6 protein-coding genes are annotated in these 20387 nt (G+C 49.9%); all 6 read left to right on the top strand.

Annotation, left to right across the window (positions count from 1 at the left end; all coding sequences use genetic code 11):
* The first annotated feature begins 1 nt into the window (after position 1).
* The 6 genes from fabD (at position 2) to CXL14_RS14580 (ending at position 20387) form a co-directional block, all read left to right on the top strand.
* Positions 2-2242: an ACP S-malonyltransferase gene (gene fabD / locus CXL14_RS14605; RefSeq protein WP_014417816.1), complete on the top strand. Its 2241-nt coding sequence runs from the start codon at positions 2-4 to the stop codon at positions 2240-2242.
* Positions 2243-2307: 65 nt separating this feature from the next.
* A complete protein-coding gene (locus CXL14_RS14600; protein WP_014417817.1) occupies positions 2308-2556 on the top strand; it encodes an acyl carrier protein in 249 nt (82 codons plus the stop codon).
* Between the two features lie 51 nt (positions 2557-2607).
* Positions 2608-3870: a hydroxymethylglutaryl-CoA synthase family protein gene (locus CXL14_RS14595; protein ID WP_014417818.1), complete on the top strand. Its 1263-nt coding sequence runs from the start codon at positions 2608-2610 to the stop codon at positions 3868-3870.
* Positions 3867-4640 (top strand): enoyl-CoA hydratase/isomerase, encoded by a 774-nt coding sequence (locus CXL14_RS14590; RefSeq protein WP_014417819.1) that lies wholly within the window; start codon positions 3867-3869, stop codon positions 4638-4640. Before CXL14_RS14595 ends, CXL14_RS14590 begins: the two co-directional genes overlap by 4 nt.
* Positions 4641-4649: 9 nt before the next feature.
* A complete protein-coding gene (locus tag CXL14_RS14585; RefSeq protein WP_003154094.1) occupies positions 4650-5399 on the top strand; it encodes a polyketide synthase in 750 nt (249 codons plus the stop codon).
* 39 nt (positions 5400-5438) lie between these two features.
* Entirely contained in the window at positions 5439-20387 is a 14949-nt protein-coding gene (locus tag CXL14_RS14580; protein WP_101287862.1) for a non-ribosomal peptide synthetase, read from the top strand.

Genomic DNA, 20387 nt, shown 5'->3' with positions numbered 1-20387 from the left:
GATGATCAGCTTTGTTTTTCCAGGCCAAGGCTCGCAAAAAATCGGGATGGGAGAGGACCTGTTCGGCCGCTATCCTGAATTAACCGCAAAGGCCGATCACATTCTCGGATATTCCATTCAGGAGCTGTGCCGGGACGGAGAACGTCTCAATCAGACTCAGTTCACTCAGCCGGCGCTCTATGTCGTCAATGCCCTCAATTATTTGAAAAAAACAGAAGAAACCGGCTTGAAACCGGATTTTACCGCCGGACACAGTTTGGGCGAATATAACGCGTTATACGCTTCGGGAGCCTTTGATTTTGAAGAAGGCTTACAGCTGGTCAAAAAAAGGGGCGAACTGATGAGCCGCGCAAAAGGAGGCGGCATGGCAGCGGTGATCGGCCTGACTCATGAGCAGGTGACGGATGTTTTAAGAGAAAATCACTTGGATATGATTGATATTGCCAACATGAACACACCGCAGCAAATTGTCATTTCCGGCTATAAAGAAGATATTGAAAAAGCCGCATCCGTTTTTGAAGCCGTAAACGGCGTAAAAATGGTTCACCGCTTAAATGTCAGCGGCGCCTTTCATTCCAGATACATGCTGGAAGCGAAGGAGGAATTTTCACGGTTTATCGAATCTTTCCATTTTAAGCCGCTGTCCATTCCGGTCATTTCAAATGTGACGGCAAGACCCTATGAGCAGAGAGAGCTGAAAGAGACACTCACCGGACAAATAACGGGATCGGTGAACTGGACTGACAGTATCCGTTTCTTAATGGGAAGAAAGAACATGAGCTTTGAGGAAATCGGTCCCGGAAAAGTGCTGACGGGGCTGATTCAAAGAATTACGGCTGAAGCGGATCCGATAACAGATGAAATCAAAGTCCCGGCTGAGACTGGAAAAAGCTCAATTACGGCGGCGTCTTTAGGAAATGAAGAGTTTAAGCGCGATTATCAATTGAAATACGCCTACTTGGCCGGCGGCATGTACCGCGGAATTTCTTCGAAGGAAATGGTCGTCAAACTGGCCGAAAAAGGAATGATGGGCTTTTTCGGAACGGGCGGTTTGAACATCGCGCACGTCGAGGACGCCATTTTGTCAATTCAGCATGAGCTTCGTGACGGCGGTTCCTTCGGCATAAATATTGTACATAACATGAAGCATACAGATTCAGAAGAAAAAATGATTGATCTTTTATTGAAGCATGGGGTTCAGAACTTGGAAGCATCAGCGTTTTTAACGGTTACTCCCGCTTTAGTAAGGTTTCGCGCTAAGGGGTTAAAACGCGGTGCCGGCGGACAAATAATAGCGCGTCAGCGGATTATCGCCAAGCTGTCCCGTCCGGAAGTAGCGGAAGCGTTTCTCAGCCCGGCGCCTGATCACATTCTGCAGAAACTTGCAGCCGAAAACAAAATTACCCCTGAAGAAGCAAGTCTGATGAGAGAAATACCCGTTGCGCATGACATCTGCGTAGAGGCTGATTCAGGCGGCCACACTGACGGCGGAGTTGCTTACAGTCTCATGCCGGCGATCATCCGTTTACGAGATGACATGATGAAAAAATACCGATACGGCAAAACCGTCCGCGTCGGAGCCGCAGGGGGAATCGGAACGCCCGAGGCTGCCATGGCCGCATTTATGCTCGGCGCTGATTTTATTGTGACCGGATCTATTAACCAATGCACCGTTGAGGCAGCGACGAGCGGCCTCGTAAAGGACCTCCTGCAGCAGATGAATGTACAGGATACGGCCTACGCGCCGGCCGGCGATATGTTTGAATCAGGCAGCAAGGTGCAGGTATTAAAGAAAGGGCTGTTCTTTCCGACCCGCGCCTCTAAGCTGCATGAACTGTATCAGCGTCACCGCTCAATTGAAGAAATTGATGAAAAGACACTCAGACAAATAGAAGAGAAGTATTTTAAGGCAAGTGTAAGCAGTATTTATGACAAAGTGAAGGCTCATTATTCGAATGAAGACATTTCAAAAGCCGAACGGAATCCGAAACAGAAAATGGCGCTCATATTCAAATGGTATTTCAGGCAAAGTTCTGCTTCGGCGATTAAAGGAGACCCGGATGCCAAGGTAGACTTCCAGATTCATTGCGGCCCGGCATTAGGCGCCTTTAATCAATGGGTGAAAGGTACGGAGCTTGAGTCCTGGAAAAACCGCCATGCCGATGATATCGGCATGCGGCTTATGGAAGAGACGGCCTCGCTTTTGAATCAGAAGTTAGGTTCATTTTTGCAAACGTGTTGACAAGACGAAATGATAGATTGAAAACATGGAATATTCATAAAAGATGAAACAGGGAGGAACTGACAATGAGTAAAGAAAAAATCTTTGAATTGCTGCAGAACACAATCTACGAGGTTTTGCCTGATTTAGAAGGCGAACAGCTTTCACAGGAAGACCGGTTAGTTGATCTGGGGGCGGATTCAGTGGACCGCGCCGAAATTATCACGATGATGCTTGAAGAATTATCACTGCAGATCCCGCGTGTTGAGCTGACGGGAGTGTCAAACATCGGCGAATTGGCAGCAAAGCTTTATGAAAAGGTACAGGCTGTCTGATAAAACGGTGAAATAATCGGAAACTCAAAATTCATATTGGAGGCGAAGTTCATGGCGGCTGCCGGAATAGAAGCGATAAATGTGTTTGGCGGGACAGCATACCTTGATGTCATGCAGCTGGCGGAGTACAGAAACTTAGACCCTGCCAGATTTGAGAATTTACTGATGAAAGAAAAAGCGGTGGCGCTTCCGTACGAAGACCCCGTCACATTCGGCGTTAACGCGGCAAAGCCGATTATCGACCGATTGACAGAGGCTGAAAAAGACAGAATCGAGCTGCTGATTACCTGCTCGGAGTCCGGCATCGACTTCGGAAAATCACTCAGTACATATATTCATGATTACTTAGGCCTCAACCGGAACTGCCGTTTATTTGAACTGAAGCAAGCCTGTTATTCAGGAACGGCGGGTTTGCAGATGGCGCTTAACTTTATTTTGTCGCAGACATCTCCCGGAGCGAAGGCGCTTGTCGTCGCGACGGATATTTCCCGGTTTTTAATTGCCGAAGGCGGCGATGCGTTAAGCGAGGATTGGTCTTACGCAGAACCGAGCGCCGGAGCGGGTGCCGTCGCCTTATTGATCGGTGAAAATCCAATCGTATTTCAGGCGGATGCGGGCGCCAACGGCTATTACGGCTATGAGGTGATGGATACATGCCGTCCGATCCCGGACAGTGAAGCCGGTGACGCCGACTTGTCATTGATGTCTTATCTCGATTGCTGTGAACAGACTTTTCGCGAGTACAAAAACCGTGTGCCGGGCGCTGACTACAAAGAGACGTTTCACTATCTTGCCTTCCATACACCGTTTGGCGGCATGGTCAAAGGGGCCCACCGGACGATGATGCGCAAGCTTGCAAAAGCGAAAAACGCTGAAATTGAACAGGATTTTCAAACCAGAGTAGAGCCGGGGCTCCGCTACTGCCAAAGAGTCGGAAACATTATGGGAGCAGCCTCTTTACTGGCTCTTGCAAGCACGATTGACCAAGGGGCATTCGACACTTCTAAGCGGATCGGCTGTTTTTCGTACGGCTCCGGGTGCTGTTCAGAATTTTACAGCGGCGTTGTGACGCCTGAAGGACAAACGCGGCAGCATTCTTTCAAAATAGAAGAGCACCTGAACAACAGGTACAGGCTGTCCATGGAGGAGTATGAAGAATTGTTTAAAGGCAGCGGTCTGGTGAAGTTCGGAACCCGGAATGTCAAATTGGATATGAATATGATTCCGAACATTTTAGACCATCATGCCGGAAGCCCTCGTTTGTATTTGGAAGAAATCACGGAATTTCATCGGAAATACAGGTGGATATCGTGACCTATGAAACGATAAACGTCCGTTTTCAGCAAAATGTCTGCTTCATCACCTTTGATCGGCCTGAAGCCAACAATACGATTAATGAGCGTTTAGTGGAGGAATGCCTGCACGTTCTTTCTGAATGTGAAGACTCCGTGACCTCCGTAGTGCTTGAAGGGCAGCCGGAGGTATTTTGTTTCGGGGCGGATTTTGATGAGATGTACCGGAAAATGAGGCAGGGAATGCAGCATGCTGAATCGCAGGAGCCGCTTTACCGTTTGTGGCTGGCATTAAAATCCGGGCCGTACATCACAATCGCCCGCGTCCGCGGAAAAGTAAATGCGGGAGGTGTCGGTTTTGCCGCCGCGTGCGATATCGTCATTGCAGAGGAGAGTGCTTCGTTCAGTTTATCTGAACTGTTATTCGGACTTTATCCGGCCTGCGTTCTGCCGTTTTTAATTCAAAGAATCGGATTTCAAAAGGCGCATTATATGACGATTATGACAAAGCCCGTGCCGGCACGCCAGGCGCTTGAATGGGGACTTTGTGACGTATGCGTCCCGGACTCAGCAACAGAGCTGAGAAAGCATTTGCTGCGCCTTCGTCCGCTGTCGAAAAAAGCAGTCATCCGCTATAAAAAATACATAGATTCCTTAAACGACCTTGTTCATCGTTCGAAATCCATTGCTCTAGCCGAAAATCAAGCGATGTTTTCAGATCCGGATAACCAATCAGCCATCTTCCGTTATGCAGAAACGGGGCGGCTTCCTTGGGAAACGGAGAACAGTTAGGAGGATATCATGCCGAACGCCGCAGTTGAACTGCTCGAAATTGAACCGGATATTATCCAAGTGACAATGCAGGATAAAGCCCATAAAAACGCCTTCTCCAAAGAACTGACGGATGGATTGATGGAAGCATTCACCCGTATAAAAAAATCGTCAGTCTATAAAGCTGTGATTTTAACAGGATACGGCCATTACTTTGCTTCCGGAGGCACACAGGAAGGCCTGCTCAGGATTCAGCAGGGCATCACGAAGTTTACGGAAGACCGCATGTACTCTTTGGCGCTGGAATGTGATATTCCCGTCATTTCCGCCATGCAGGGCCACGGAATCGGAGGCGGGTTTGTCATGGGGCTTTTCAGTGATTTTGTCATTTTAAGCAAAGAAAGCGTGTATACCGCAAACTTTATGAAATACGGTTTCACCCCCGGAATGGGCGCTACCTTTATCGTTCCGGAGAAGCTTGGGGCAAGCCTCGGCCATGAAATGCTGTTAAACGGCGGCCACTACCGCGGCGGTGACCTGGAGAAAAGAGGGGTGCCTTTTCCGGTGCTTCCGCGGCAGGAAGTACTAGACTATGCGCAGGAATTGGCCCGTGAGCTTGCGGAAAAACCGAGAAACTCTTTAATTACATTGAAAAGGCACTTGGTGACGCCGTTTCGCGAGCAGCTTCCGGCCGTCATTGAGAAGGAGTTAATCATGCACGATGAGACGTTTCATGATGATGAAGTGAAAAAACGAATCACGACGATGTACGGAGTATAAGACATACATCTTACATACAGATGAAATGGAGGCAGCTCTATGAAAAGTGATATGAAGGCAAGCGGGTTACTCAAGCCATCTGTCAGCTATGGAAAATCATTGCGGCTTTCAGCGGATCAGCCGATGACGATTCCTGAAATCCTGCACAAAACCGCCGCGGCAGCGGGAGATCAAAAGGGCATCACATATATTCAGCCTGACGGCACCAAAGTGTACCAGACTTACAGCGGCCTGAAAAAGATCGCTCTTTCGATTGTGAAAGGGCTCCGCCAATCAGGAGTGAAGGCTCAGGATGAAGTCATATTACAGCTCAGTGACAATTCCCAGCTGATTCCTGCTTTTTGGGGCTGTGTTTTTTTAGGAGCGATCCCGGTTCCGCTTGCGGCCGCTCCGGCTTATACAGAAATGAACAGCGGGACGCAAAAACTGAAAGATGCCTGGATGCTGTTGAATCAGCCGTATGTCATCACAAGCCGTGACGTGCTGCCGGAGATGACTGAATGGGCGGAGGAGCAGGAGCTTTCCGGGTTTTGCGCTTTGGCGGCAGAAGATCTCAGTGCGCACGAAATGGATACGGACTGTCATCATCCCCGTCCGGAAGATTTGGCGATGCTGCTTTTGACCTCGGGAAGCACGGGCACGCCGAAAGCCGTGATGCTCAGCCATGAAAACATCGTCTGCATGGTCAAAGGAAATATTCAGATGCAGGGCTATACAAGTGAGGATGTCACGTTTAACTGGATGCCTTTTGACCATGTCGGCGGCATCGGAATGCTTCATCTGCGTGATGTTTATCTCGGATGTGAGGAAATCAACATACCGAGCGAATCCATTTTGATGGACCCTTTAAAATGGCTCGACCTGATTGATCATTACCGCGCTTCGGTCACGTGGGCCCCCAACTTTGCCTTTGGACTGCTTGCCGATTTTGCAGAAGAGATTCAAACGCGGAAATGGGACTTATCTTCCATGCGTTACATGCTGAACGGCGGGGAGGCCGCGGTTGCGAAAGTCGGACGCAGAATTATGGAGCTTTTAGAGCCGCACGGTCTGCCGGCTAATGCCATCCGTCCCGCATGGGGAATGTCCGAAACGTCTTCGGGCGTTATTTTCTCAGATGAGTTTACACTGGAAAACACGAGTGACGACGATCGTTTCGTCGAGATCGGTCTGCCGATCCCGGGATTTAATATGAGAATTACGGATGACCGCAATCAAGTGGTGGAAGAAGGAGAAATCGGCCGCTTCCAAGTGTCCGGTCTGACTGTAACGAGCGGATATTATGAGCGCCCGGACTTAAATGAGAGTGTCTTTACAGAAGACGGCTGGTTTGAAACGGGAGATCTCGGATTTCTGCGTGAAGGCCGCCTGACGATAACGGGGCGCACGAAAGATGCCATCATTATCAACGGTGTGAATTATTACAGCCATGCCATTGAATCAGCCGTTGAGGAATTGCCGGAAATTGAAACGTCTTATACAGCGGCATGCGCCGTCCGGCCGAATCAAAGCACGACAGATGAGCTGGCGATTTTCTTTGTGACATCTGTTCCGTTGGATGAGAACCGCATGACGAAGCTTCTTCATCACATTCACCAGCACGTGACACAGAGAATCGGCGTTACCCCTGATTATCTGCTTCCGGTCGCAAAAGAAGACATTCCTAAGACGGCGATCGGGAAAATCCAGCGCACTCAGCTGAAACATTCATTCGAACAAGGGCAATTTGATTCTTTACATAATAACAGACAAGAAGTCGGCAATTCAGACACGGCTTCTGCAGAGAAAGATATTGAACGGGATTTTATCCGTTTTCTGAAAGAGGAACTTTCCATCGCGGATGAGCTCGTTGATCCAAATACGCCGTTTCAAAGTCTTGGCGTCAATTCCATCAAGATGATGAAACTCGCCAGATCAATTGAAAAAACATATCACATCCGGCTGACGGCAAGAGAGCTGCACAAAAACCCGAAGATTGGCGCTTTAGCGGCTTATACTGCTGAAAAAGCGGCAAACATGTCAGCGGAGCATCATTCCCAAAAAGCCGAACCGCCGGCAGAACGGGATAGACGGCAAACGGCGCCAGCGCTTTCAGAAGTCCAAAAAGGGCTGTGGACATTGCAAAAATTGTCGCCTGAAACGACTGCATACCATGTCCCGCTCTGTTTCCGATTCACATCCGGAATCGACAAAGAGAAACTGAAACAGGCGTTTCAGTTCGTATTAAAGCAGCATCCGATGCTCAAAAGCGCGGTGAATGAAACAGACGGCGGGTTTTATTTCAGAGAAGCGGCAAATCCTTTTGTATTCTCGGAAGAAGATATTTCTGACGTCAATGAATCACAAATATCCGCTCTGATACGGAAAAAAGTGAAAGAGCCGTTTGTCAAAGAAGGCGGGCCTTTGCTGCGCGTGCAGCTGCTTTCAAAATCCGCCGAGGAACATTATCTTTTGACGGTCATTCACCACATCGTATTTGACGGCATTTCATCCATTACATTTATTCACAGTCTGCTGGATCGTTATCAGGCGCTGCTGGAGGGAAAAGAAGAGTTTACGGCCGCCGTTCCCGGCATTCATCCCGATTTCGCGGCTTGGGAAAAGCGGTATTTAGCGGGGGAAGAAAGCAAAGCTGCCCGCGCTTACTGGATGAAACAGCTCGGGGGCGATCTGCCTGGCCTTCAGCTTCCGCCGATGCGCACGGACAGCAGTGTTCCGGAGTTTACAGAAGATACGCTGACACGCCGTCTTCCCGAACGGCTGCTGAATAATATAACGGCGTTTGCCGCATCCCGTTCGATTCATTTGTCTACCGTCATGCTGAGCTGTTACATGGTGCTTTTAAGCAAATATACGGATAAGGAAGATATTGTGACAGGCATGCCTGCAATGGTCAGACCCGAAGAACGCTTTGACGGAGTGGTCGGCCATTTCCTCAACATGCTTCCCATACGGAACAGAGCCGGACGAAAAGAAACATTTGCTGACTTTGTTCAAAAGGTGCAGGATGCCGTTCTGGACGGACTGGATCACTCATTTTATCCGTTTCCGAAAATGGTGCGTGATGTGCATGCGAAACCCCGGCAGAACGGTTCGCCTGTTTTCAGCAATGCCTTTTTCTATCAGAACTTTCTGCAGCATTCGAGCTATCAATCGATGCTTGATGAATACAAGGAATTCTCCTGTGAGTTTGTAAAAGACATTCATCAGGAGGGGGAATATGATCTTGTTTTTGAAATGTGGGAAGAAGCATCAGGCATGGATCTTACGATTAAATACAGCACCGAATTATTCGACGAAGCAGGGGCGGCCAGGCTTTTCAGCCAATTTGTACAGGCTGCTGAAGCTTTGACGGCGAATCCGGATATGCCGCTTGAGAACGTTTCTCTCATGACAAAAAGAGAGGAGCACATGATTCTTAAGACTTGGAATGAGACAAGCCGTGAATATCCGGATGCCTGCTTCCATGAATTATTCGAACGTCAGGCGGCAGAAACACCGGACGCTTGTGCGGTCGTGTATGAACAGCAAAGGCTGACGTACCGTGAGCTTGATGAAAAAAGCACGAAGCTGGCGCTCTATTTGCAGGCGCACGGTGCAGGCCCTGATGATCTCATCGGCATTTATACAGACCGTTCATTGCATATGGCTGTCGGCCTTCTCGGCATTTTAAAAGCCGGGGGAGCGTATGTGCCGCTTGATCCTTCTTATCCCGCTGACAGATTGGAATATATGATCACCGACAGCAGGATTTCAATGTGCCTGACGACGGCTGATTTAGAGCACTCTTTGAACTGGGGAGGCGTGCAGACAACTGCCATTGACCGCGATTGGTCTCATATTGAAAGTACAGCCGCGGAAAGAACGTCGCTGAAGCGGTTAGTGACACCTGACGATCTGGCGTATGTCATTTACACGTCGGGCAGCACGGGCGAACCAAAAGGTGTCATGATTCCGCACCGGGCGCTGACCAACTTCTTAATCTCGATGGCGAATGAACCGGGGCTTTCGTCCGAAGACAAACTGCTTGCCGTCACGACATATTGCTTTGACATCGCGGCACTGGAGCTGTACCTTCCTTTAATCAAAGGAGCGGAGTGCAACATCTGTAAGACAGAAGTCACCAAAGACGCACGGAAGCTGAAAGAGCTGATTCAAGAGTACAAACCGACGATCATGCAGGCGACGCCGTTTACATGGAAAATGCTCTTTCATTCCGGATGGTCAAATGAAGAAAAAGTGAAAATCCTTTGCGGCGGAGAGGCGCTCAGCGAACAATTGAAGCAGCAGTTTCTCGATACGAAAAGTGAGGCTTGGAATATGTTCGGGCCGACAGAGACGACAATCTGGTCCGCGGTGCAGCGTATAACGGAAAATGAGAGTGCGCTTACGATCGGACGCCCGATCGCCAATACCCGCGTGTATATTATGGATTCCGGTCTCAACCCTGTTTTAGAAGGGGTGCCGGGAGAACTTTGTATTGCGGGAGACGGATTGGCAAGAGGGTATTTCAACAAGCCTGAGCTGACAGATAAAGCTTTCGTCAGCCACCGGCTCGAACTGGGATCAAAGCTTTATAAAACAGGCGATATGGCGCGTTTTCTTCCCGGCGGCCGCATTGAATACATGGGACGGATGGACACCCAAGTCAAAATCCGCGGCTACCGGATTGAACCCGGAGATATTGAGAGCCGGCTGAATGCCCATCCGGCCGTACAGGAAAGCGTAGTGGTTGTGAACAATCACTCCGGAAATGAGAAGCTTTGCGCGTTTTATATCCTGAAAAACGGAGAGCCGCTTCCATCTGCAAAGGAATTGCGCAATCATTTGAAACAAGCGCTGCCGGCCTATATGACGCCAGCTTCTTTTATCCGTCTTGAAGAGCTGCCGCTCACACCGAACGGAAAAGTGGACCGCAAGCTTCTTGCTGCCCGCGATCTGACGGAAAAGCAGCCGGACACACAAACATTTTCATCATCTCATATCCAGCAGGCGGTGCTGGCGATTTGGCAGGATGTATTGAAAAGCAAAGATATAGAGCTTGATGACCGCTTTTTTGATGCGGGGGGAGATTCGCTTCTTGCCGTGACTGTCACTGACCGGATGACGCAGGAACTGGATTGTGAATTCAGTGTAACGGAGCTGTTTGAATACGCGACGGTAAAAGACATCAGCCGGTACATCACAGAACAAAAACCGAAAGAAACCGTTTTGGCTCCTGTGCCGCAAAAGAAAGTGAATACAGAAGACCGGGAACATCCAGCGGGAGAAATTCCCGGTTATTACGAGGACAGTGTCGCGGTTATCGGTATATCCTGTGAATTTCCGGGAGCGAAAGATCATTATGAATTTTGGAATAACATCAAAGAAGGCAAAGAAAGCATCACCTTCTTTTCAAAAGAGGAGCTCCGCCGATCCGGTATTTCTGAAGAACTGGCTGATCATCCCGGCTTCGTTCCGGCTAAATCAGTTTTAGAGGGGAAAGAAATGTTTGATCCCGGTTTCTTCGGCTTTTCACCGAAAGATGCGGAATATATGGACCCTCAGCTGAGAATGCTTTTGCTCCATTCATGGAAGGCAATCGAGGATGCGGGATATATCTCCAAAGAAATTCCGGAAACAAGCGTGTATATGTCTGCCAGCACGAACTCTTACCGCAGCCTGCTGCCGGAGGAGACGACAGCACAGCTGGAAACGCCGGATGGCTACGTGTCATGGGTGCTTGCCCAAAGCGGTACGATTCCGACGATGATTTCTCATAAACTCGGGTTGAAAGGGCCGAGCTATTTTGTCCATGCCAACTGCTCATCTTCGTTAATCGGCCTGCATTCGGCTTTTCAAAGCCTGCAGTCCGGCGAAGCCAAGTACGCCCTTGTCGGCGGTGCGACCCATCATACGGAATCAAGCGCCGGATATGTTCATCAGCCGGGGCTGAATTTTTCGAGCGACGGGCATATTAAAGCGTTTGACGCGGCTGCTGACGGAATGATCGGCGGTGAAGGGGCCGGCGCCGTGCTCTTGAAAAAAGCGTCTGATGCCGTTAAGGACGGCGACCATATTTATGCGCTGCTGCGCGGAATCGGCGTCAATAACGACGGAGCGGATAAGGTCGGATTTTATGCGCCGAGCGTCAAAGGACAGGCTGAGGTCATTCAGAAGGTCATTGATCAGACGGGCATCCATCCCGAAACGATCGCGTACGTCGAAGCTCACGGCACAGGAACAAAACTCGGCGATCCGATCGAACTGTCCGCACTTCAATCGGTGTACGGCCGATATACAGATAAAAAACAATACTGCGGCATCGGTTCAGTCAAAACAAATCTCGGGCATTTGGATACAGCGGCCGGAATGGCGGGCTGCATCAAGGTTGTCATGAGCTTATATCATCAGGAAATCGCGCCGAGCATCAATTACAAAGAGCCGAACCCGAATCTTCATTTAGAAGACTCTCCGTTTTACGTAGCGGAAGAAAAGAAAGAGTTAACCCGTGAGAACAGAGCGCACCGCATGGCTTTAAGCTCTTTCGGTCTTGGCGGAACAAACACACACGCGATTTTTGAACAATATCCGGATGCATCCGAAGCAGCAGACGCTGCAGGTCCGTTCATCATTCCGTTGTCTGCCAGAAAAAAAGATCGCCTGAAGGAGTACGCAAAACAGCTGCTGGCTTTTCTGGAAAGAAAAACGGACGCCGACCTCGCTGATCTTGCCTACACGTTCCAAGTCGGAAGGGAAGCGATGGAAGAGCGCGCGGCCTTTATCACAAGCGGCACTGCGGAGCTGAAGCGGCAGCTTGCCGATTTTATCAATGATAAGCCGGCTGTAACAGGCTGCTTCAGAGGAGAAAAACAGCAGGCGAAAGATATTGCCTGGCTTTCTGATGATGATGACAGCGCTGAACTCATTGAGAAATGGCTTGCGAAAGGAAAAGGACCGAAGCTCTGTGAAATGTGGAGTAAAGGTGTCGCCATCAATTGGCACAAGCTTTACAAAGACAAGCATCCGAAACGAATCAGCGTGCCGGTCTACCCGTTTGCAAAGGAGCCGTACTGGCCGAAAAAAGCAGAAAAGAAAACATCTGCCGCACACACCGGAGTCTCAGTTTTACACCCGCTCGTGCAGCAAAATACGTCAGATTTAACCCTTCAGCGGTTCAGCTCACGGTTTACAGGCTCAGAATTTTTCCTGAAGGATCATGTGGTCAGGGAAAAAGCTGTGCTGCCGGGAGCGGCATATTTGGAAATGTCTTATGAAGCGGTAAAACGGGCGCTTGGCGGCTTATTAAAAGACCAAGACAGAATAACGCTCCATCATACCGTCTGGATGAAGCCGATCGTCGTTCACGAACAAGAGCGCCAGGTCCATATTGCGCTGTTCCCTGAAGAGGACGGCATCATCTCATATGACATTTACAGCATAAACGCTGACGATGAAGAAGTGCTGCACAGCCAAGGGCGTGCCGAAATCATAAAGGCTGAACGAGAGCCTGAGAGAGACCTTTCTGCCATACAAAACAGATGCACAGCGGACATTCTTGATCCGGCGGTCTTTTATCGGGAAGGCCGGAGCAGGGGGATGTTCCACGGAAAAGCCTTCCAAGGCATTAAGTCTGCCTTTATCGGCGAGAAAGAAGTGCTTTCGGACATACAGCTTCCGGATTCTGTTTCTCATACGAACGGACAATTTACGCTTCATCCGAGCATCATTGATTCGGCTATTCAGACGGCGACGATCTGCATTATGCAGGAGTTTTCCGGACAAAAACTGATTCTGCCGTTTGCGCTGGAATATCTTGAAGTCGTCAAAGCATGCACGCCGATTATGCGGGCGCATGCACGCTTCAATGAAGGATATCAAACCGGTGATTCCGTGCAGAAAGCCGACATTGACCTGTTCGACGAAACAGGAGCGCTTTGCGTGAAGGTGAGAGGATTCTCTACGAGAGTGCTTGAAGGCGATGCAGAATCGGCTCAGCGGCTATCAGGCTCGGAAAAGGTCTTGTTTGCACCGGTCTGGAAAGAAGCTGCCGCATCCGAGAAAGCTTCTGTCCATGCTGATGAGCATTTGATCATACTTTGTGAAGATGCCTGCCGTATAAAAGATGAAGCGGCATCCGGCCTGAAAGACGCCGAACTGCTGATTGCAGAAGGTGAGGGTGAAACAGCCGCTGAACGCTTCCAAAGCTACGCGCAGACAATCGCCGAACACATCCGGCGGATCATCAGCGAAAAAAGGCAGGGCCGCATTCTGATTCAGACCGTTATTTCAGCAGACGGCAGCCAGCAATTGTTTGCGGGGTTAACAGGTTTGTTAAAAACAGCCGAGCTGGAATACGGAAAACTTGACTGTCAGCTCATCGAAATGGAATCAATCGGTGAAATGCCGGCTGTCGCTCAAAAACTGAAAAACGACAGTCATCGGCCGCATGATAAACATATCCGTTATAAAGGAGACAAACGGTATGTGAAGGCTTGGGAAGAAGTGCATCCCGCAGGGGGCGGCACCGTCTGGAAGGACGAAGGCGTATATCTGATTACCGGAGGGACAGGAAGCCTGGGGTTGATGTTCGCAAAAGAAATCGCAGGTCGCGTTAAACACCCGAAAATCATTCTGACCGGCCGCTCAAATCTGACAGAAGCCAAACAGCGTGAGCTTGCTATGCTTCAGCACTCGGGCGCAAATGTCGTCTACAAAAAGCTGAATGCGGCAGACCGGCGGGAAAATGAAGCGCTGATAAAAGAGATTACGGCGGATTTCGGAAAGCTTAACGGAATTATTCACGCTGCGGGAGTGATACAAGACCGCTTCCTGCTGCAAAAAACGAAGGAAGAGTTCAGGGAAGTGCTTGATCCGAAAGTGATCGGAACCGCTTATTTAGATGAAGCCAGCAAAGACTGCAATCTTGACTTTTTCGTATTGTTCTCCAGTGTTTCCGGCATTCTCGGCAATATCGGGCAGGCTGATTATGCCGCAGGCAACGCGTTTATGGATGCGTACGCCGCTTACAGGCAATCCCTTACGGAGAATGGCCTGCGGCACGGAAAAACGGTCGCCTTTAACTGGACGCTGTGGAAAGATGGCGGTATGCAGGCGGGAGACGAGACGGAGAGAATGATGAAAAAAGCTTTCGGCATGGTTCCGCTTCAAAAGGCGTCAGGCCTGGCTGCTTTTTATGAAGGAATGGCTCAGGAAAAGCCGCAGCTTTTAGCAGCTGAAGGACACGCAGCAAAATTAAAACAGTCGTTCCTATCCGTTTCTGAAACTGAAAAGCCGCAGGTGGAGAAAATAGAGCCTGTATCCGCCGTTTCGGGAGACAAATGGCACGGTGCGCTTATCCGATTGGTCAGTTCAATTTTAAAAGTCGGCCAAGACGAGATTGATATTGATACGGAACTGAGTGAATACGGTTTTGATTCGGTATCCTTTACCGTCTTTACGAATCAATTAAATGAAGCGTATCAGCTGGAACTGGCGCCGACGATCTTCTTCGAACACGGGACGATCCGCAGTTTAGCAGAGTATTTGACGGATGAGGCAGAAGCCGGCCTTCCTTCTCAGCCGGAAGAAAAACACGATGCAGAAGAATCTCTTCAAACGCTTCAGACCGCTTTGACAGACATGGTAAGCGGCATTTTAAAAGTAGACCGTGAGGACATTGAGACAGATACGGAATTGAGTGAATACGGTTTTGATTCCGTATCCTTTACCGTCTTTACGAATCAATTAAATGAAGCGTATCAGCTGGAGCTGGCGCCGACGATTTTCTTTGAGTACGGAACGATCAGCGGTCTCGCCGGATATTTGGCAAAAGAGCATCCGGGCCGTTTCGGCGAAAAGAAGAAAGAGTCTCCGAAAAAAGAGCAGCCAAAAGCCCAAAAACCGAAAATGCAGCGGAAAAAGCGCTTCGCAACGGTAATGAACGCTGCGGCAGCGACACAAGAGCCGCGCCGCTTGGATACGGTTGCCATTGTCGGAATCAGCGGCCGATTCCCGGGCGCGAAGGATATAGAGGAATTTTGGCGCAATTTGAAAGAAGGAAAGGATTCGATCACAACCATTCCGAAAGAACGCTGGGATTGGCAAGCGTTTGATGGCGACCCGAATCTTGAAGGGAACAAAACGAATATCAAGTGGGGCGGCTTTATCGACGGAATAGCTGAATTTGATCCGCTGTTCTTTGGGATTTCACCGCGGGAAGCCCAATATTTAGATCCGCAGCAGCGGCTGTTATTGACTTATGCATGGCGGGCGATAGAAGATGCGGGCTGTAAGCCGGAAAGCCTTTCCGGCACAAATACGGGCGTCTTTATCGGCACCGGAAATACCGGTTATAAAGATTTGTTCACAAGGGCAGGTCTTGCGCCGGAAGGACATGCGGCGACAGGCAGCATGATTCCTTCCATAGGTCCGAACCGTTTGAGCTATTTGTTAAATCTTCACGGGCCAAGTGAGCCGATTGAAACGGCATGTTCAAGCTCGCTTGTGGCGATTCACCGGGCGGTATCCGCTATAGAAAACGGAGAATGCGACATGGCGATTGCCGGGGGAATCAACACGATTCTGACGGAAGAAGCGCATATCAGCTACAGCAAAGCAGGCATGCTCAGCAAAGACGGAAAATGCAAAACCTTCTCCAAAGATGCCAACGGGTATGTCAGAGGAGAAGGCGCGGGAATTCTGATGCTGAAGAAACTGACAGATGCAGAACGTGACGGCAATCCGATTTACGGCGTGATCCGCGGTACGGCTGAAAACCACGGCGGCCGGGCGAATACGTTAACCTCGCCGAATCCGAAACTGCAGGCTGATTTATTGGTGAAAGCATACCGGAAAGCGGGAGTGGACCCGAGCACCGTCACGTATATTGAAGCGCACGGTACAGGAACGGAATTGGGCGACCCGATTGAAATAAACGGTTTGAAAGCGGCGTTTCACGAGCTGGCGAAAACAAATCAAGAGCCTGAAGTCTCCGGTCACCGCTGCGGCATCGGTTCGGTCAAAAGCAATATCGGCCATTTAGAGCTTGCCGCGGGAGTATCAGGCGTGATGAAAGTGCTTTTGCAAATGAAGCACAAAACGCTGGTGAAAAGCCTGCATTGCGAGACGATCAATCCGTACATTCAGCTCGATGACAGTCCTTTCTACATCGTGCGGGAAAATCAGGAATGGACGGCAGCAAAAGATAGAAACGGAAACGCCATTCCGCGCCGGGCCGGGGTCAGCTCATTTGGCATCGGCGGGGTCAACGCCCATATCGTCATTGAAGAGTATGTCCCGAAAGCAGCCGCTCAGCCTGAGCACAGCCCGGAAAATCCGGCAATCATCCTTTTGTCCGCCAAATCAAAAGAAAAACTATTTGAACAGGCGCAGCAGCTGCAAAAAGCGATCCGTCAAACGCCGTATACAGATCAAGACTTGGCGGGCGTCGCTTATACGCTGCAAACCGGAAGGGACGAAATGGAAGAGCGCTTGGCCATTCTTGCAGCGACGATGGCGGAATTGGAAACAAAGCTGGAAGCATTTACGAAAAATGAGAAAAACATCGCCGGGCTGTATACCGGCCAGTCTCACCGCAATAAAGATACGTTTGCCTTGTTCACGGCAGATGAAGATATGGACATCGTCATTGACGCCTGGATCAGAAAAGGCAAATTCGCCAAGCTGGCAGAGGTATGGGTGAAAGGCGGCGTATTGAATTGGAACCGGCTGTATGAAAAGGGTACGCCGCGTTTACTCAGTCTACCGTCTTATCCGTTCGCAAAAGACACGTATTGGGTGCCTGAGAATCCTGACAAAAAGAAGGTCCATACAGAGGAACGGATGAAACGTATTTTGACGAAACAATGGGAACTGAGCCCGCTCGAACTGCGTGAACCGTGCGCACGTTCCGTTGCGATTTTGACTGGCGGGGACACGATCAATCTCGCAGAAGAGATCGCAGCGCACATGCCGAATCACCGTATCATCACAGCATCAGACCTTACCGGTGAATATGACTGGCAGGCGTTTGACGGAGTCATCGATCTCCTCGGCGCAGTGAAAGAAGATTCTCAAGACATGGCCGGAATCAAATGGCTTCAGCAATTGATTGAGCATGGGCATAAAGAAGGAATGACACTGCTTTGTGTCACGAAAGGCCTTGAGTCATTAAATAAAGAGGCCAATCAAACAACAGGAGCAAAACGGGCCGGTCTGTACAGAATGCTGGCATACGAGTACGGTCACCTGTCTTCAAGGCATCTCGACCTTGAAGGAGCGCTTTCGGATGACAAACTGGCGAAGCAGATTGCCGATGAGTTTCATGCCCGTACTGATGACGCGGAAGTTTGCCGGAGGGACGGCTTGCGTTACCGCGCTGTATTAAGCGGCTCAGAAAACATGGATATGAAAGGTGAAAGAATTGATTTTCCGGACACCCATGTGCTTCTGATCACCGGGGGTACGAGGGGGATCGGCCTTTTATGCGCACGCCATTTTGCCGAACATTACGGAGTGAAAAAACTGGTGCTTACAGGCCGTGAGACCCTTCCGCCGCGAAGTGAGTGGACGGGCGGACTGAATGGGGTGACGGCTTCTGTAAAAGCGAAAATTGAAGCTGTTCTCGACTTGGAATCCAAAGGTGTACAAGTGAAGGTATTGTCAGTCCCGTTAGCTGATGAAGCCGGGCTGAGACAGGAACTGAGTCAGATAAAACAGACGCTCGGACCTATCGGCGGCGTGATTCACTGCGCGGGTGTGACCGATAAAGAGACGCTCGCATTCATTAGAAAAACCGATGAAGACATACAGCGCGTGCTCGAGCCGAAAGTAGACGGGCTTCAGGCGTTATACAGTGTGCTCAGCGAAGAGCCGCTGAAGTTTTTCGTCTTGTTCTCTTCCGTGTCAGCTGCGATACCGGCGCTTTCGGCAGGACAGGCCGATTATGCCATGGCCAATGCGTATATGGACTATTTTGCAAACTCATACAAAGAGCAGCTGCCGATCGTAAGCATTCAGTGGCCGAACTGGAAAGAAACCGGAATGGGCGAAGTAACGAATAAAGCTTATAAAGAGAGCGGGCTATACAGCATCACGAATGCAGAAGGATTACAGCTCCTTGACGGCATACTTCTTGAATCAGCAATGGGCCCGGTGCTGCCGGCCGTTCTGAATCCTAAGCTGTGGAAGCCGGAGCGATTCCTGCGGCGGAGCAGGCAGGATCAGCCAATAAGTCCGGCTATGGTAAAACCGGCGGAAAAAACCGCTGACACTGCCGCAGATAACGCTCAATTAACAAGGAAAACAGAAGAATGGCTGAAAGAATTATTTTCTGAAGAGCTGCGGATTGATCAGGACCAGCTTGAGACAGACGTATTATTCCAAGATTACGGAGTGGATTCCATTATTCTTGCTCAGCTTCTGCAGCGGATCAATCGGAATCTCTCGGCATCGCTTGACCCGTCCATTCTGTATGAATATCCGACGATTCAATCTTTCGCAAATTGGCTTCTCGAAGGATATACAGAAGTTTTGTCAGAACGGTTTGATTTGGCGGCGGAGCCTGTTATGAAGAAGCCGGCTGAGCCGGTGATTGAAACACAAGCCGTTAAGGTGCAAGAAGAGCCGGCCGGAAAACAGATTCACCGGGAAGATATCGCGGTCGTCGGCATGTCCTGCCGGTTTCCGGGGGCGGCTTCTTTAGAGGCGTACTGGTCGCTTTTGGCTGAAGGCCGTTCGGCTATCGGTCCTGTTCCGGCTGAGCGATGGGGTTTGAAGACGCCTTATTACGCGGGAATGCTTGATGGAATTCATCAATTTGATCCGGACTTCTTTTTACTGGCTGAAGAAGATGTAAAGGCAATGGACCCTCAAGCTTTGGCCGCTCTGGAAGAATGCCTTAACCTGTGGTATCACGCTGGCTATACGCCGGATGAGATAAAGGGAGAAGCAATAGGTGTGTATCTCGGCGGACGCAGCCGTCACAAACCGGGTGAAGAGAAACTGCTGGATGCGAAAAACCCGATCGTCGCGCTGGGCCAGAATTATTTGGCCGCAAATCTCTCTCAATATTTTGATATGCGCGGCCCGAGTGTTGTCCTCGATACGGCTTGTTCTTCTGCTTTAGTCGGCATGAATATGGCCGTGCAGGCTCTTGTAACAGGAGAAATAAAAGCGGCCGTCGTCGGCGGCGTGAGCCTGTTTGAATCAGAAGAAACCCATAAATTATTTGAACAGCGCGGCATATTAAGTAAAGCGCAGTCGTTCCATGTATTTGACGAACGCGCCGATGGAGTCGTGCTGGGCGAGGGTGTCGGAATGGTTCTATTAAAAACCGTGTCTCAGGCGATTGAAGACGGAGATTCTATTTATGCCGTAGTGAAGGCGGCATCCGTCAATAATGACGGAAGAACGGCAGGCCCGGCTACGCCGAGTCTGGAAGCGCAAAAATCCGTCATGAAGAAGGCTCTTGAAAAAAGCGGAAAACAGCCGGAAGACATTACTCATATTGAAGCGAACGGTTCAGGCACGGTCGTGACGGATCTGTTAGAACTGAAGGCCATTCAATCCGTCTACCGTTCAAAAGACGCCGGCCCGCTCGGAATCGGATCTGTGAAACCGAACATCGGGCACCCGCTTTGCGCGGAAGGAATTGCAAGTTTCATAAAAGTTGTTCTCATGCTGAAAGAAAAGAGCTTTATCCCGTTTTTATCAGGCGAGCATGAAAATACACATTTTGATAGAGAAAAGGCCAATATTCAGTTCAGCCGCACTCTGGCAGACTGGCCGTCACCAATACCGGCGGCAGGAATTAACTGTTTTGCCGACGGCGGAACAAACGCCCACGTCATTGTGGAAGCGTGGCAGGAAGACGAAGGGCGCCCAATCAAGCGCCATCCTTTAACACCGCCTGCATTAAATAAGCGGCTGATTTCGCCGGACAGCAAAGAAGAAACGAACGAAAAAGCTGCGGCAAACATCTGGGATACCTATGAAGTGGAGGTTTAA

Origin of the sequence: Bacillus sp. SJ-10 (assembly GCF_002843505.1) — a bacterium.
In the GTDB taxonomy this organism is placed as follows: Bacteria; Bacillota; Bacilli; order Bacillales; family Bacillaceae; genus Bacillus; species Bacillus velezensis.
This window is presented reverse-complemented; position numbering and strand designations above follow the sequence as displayed.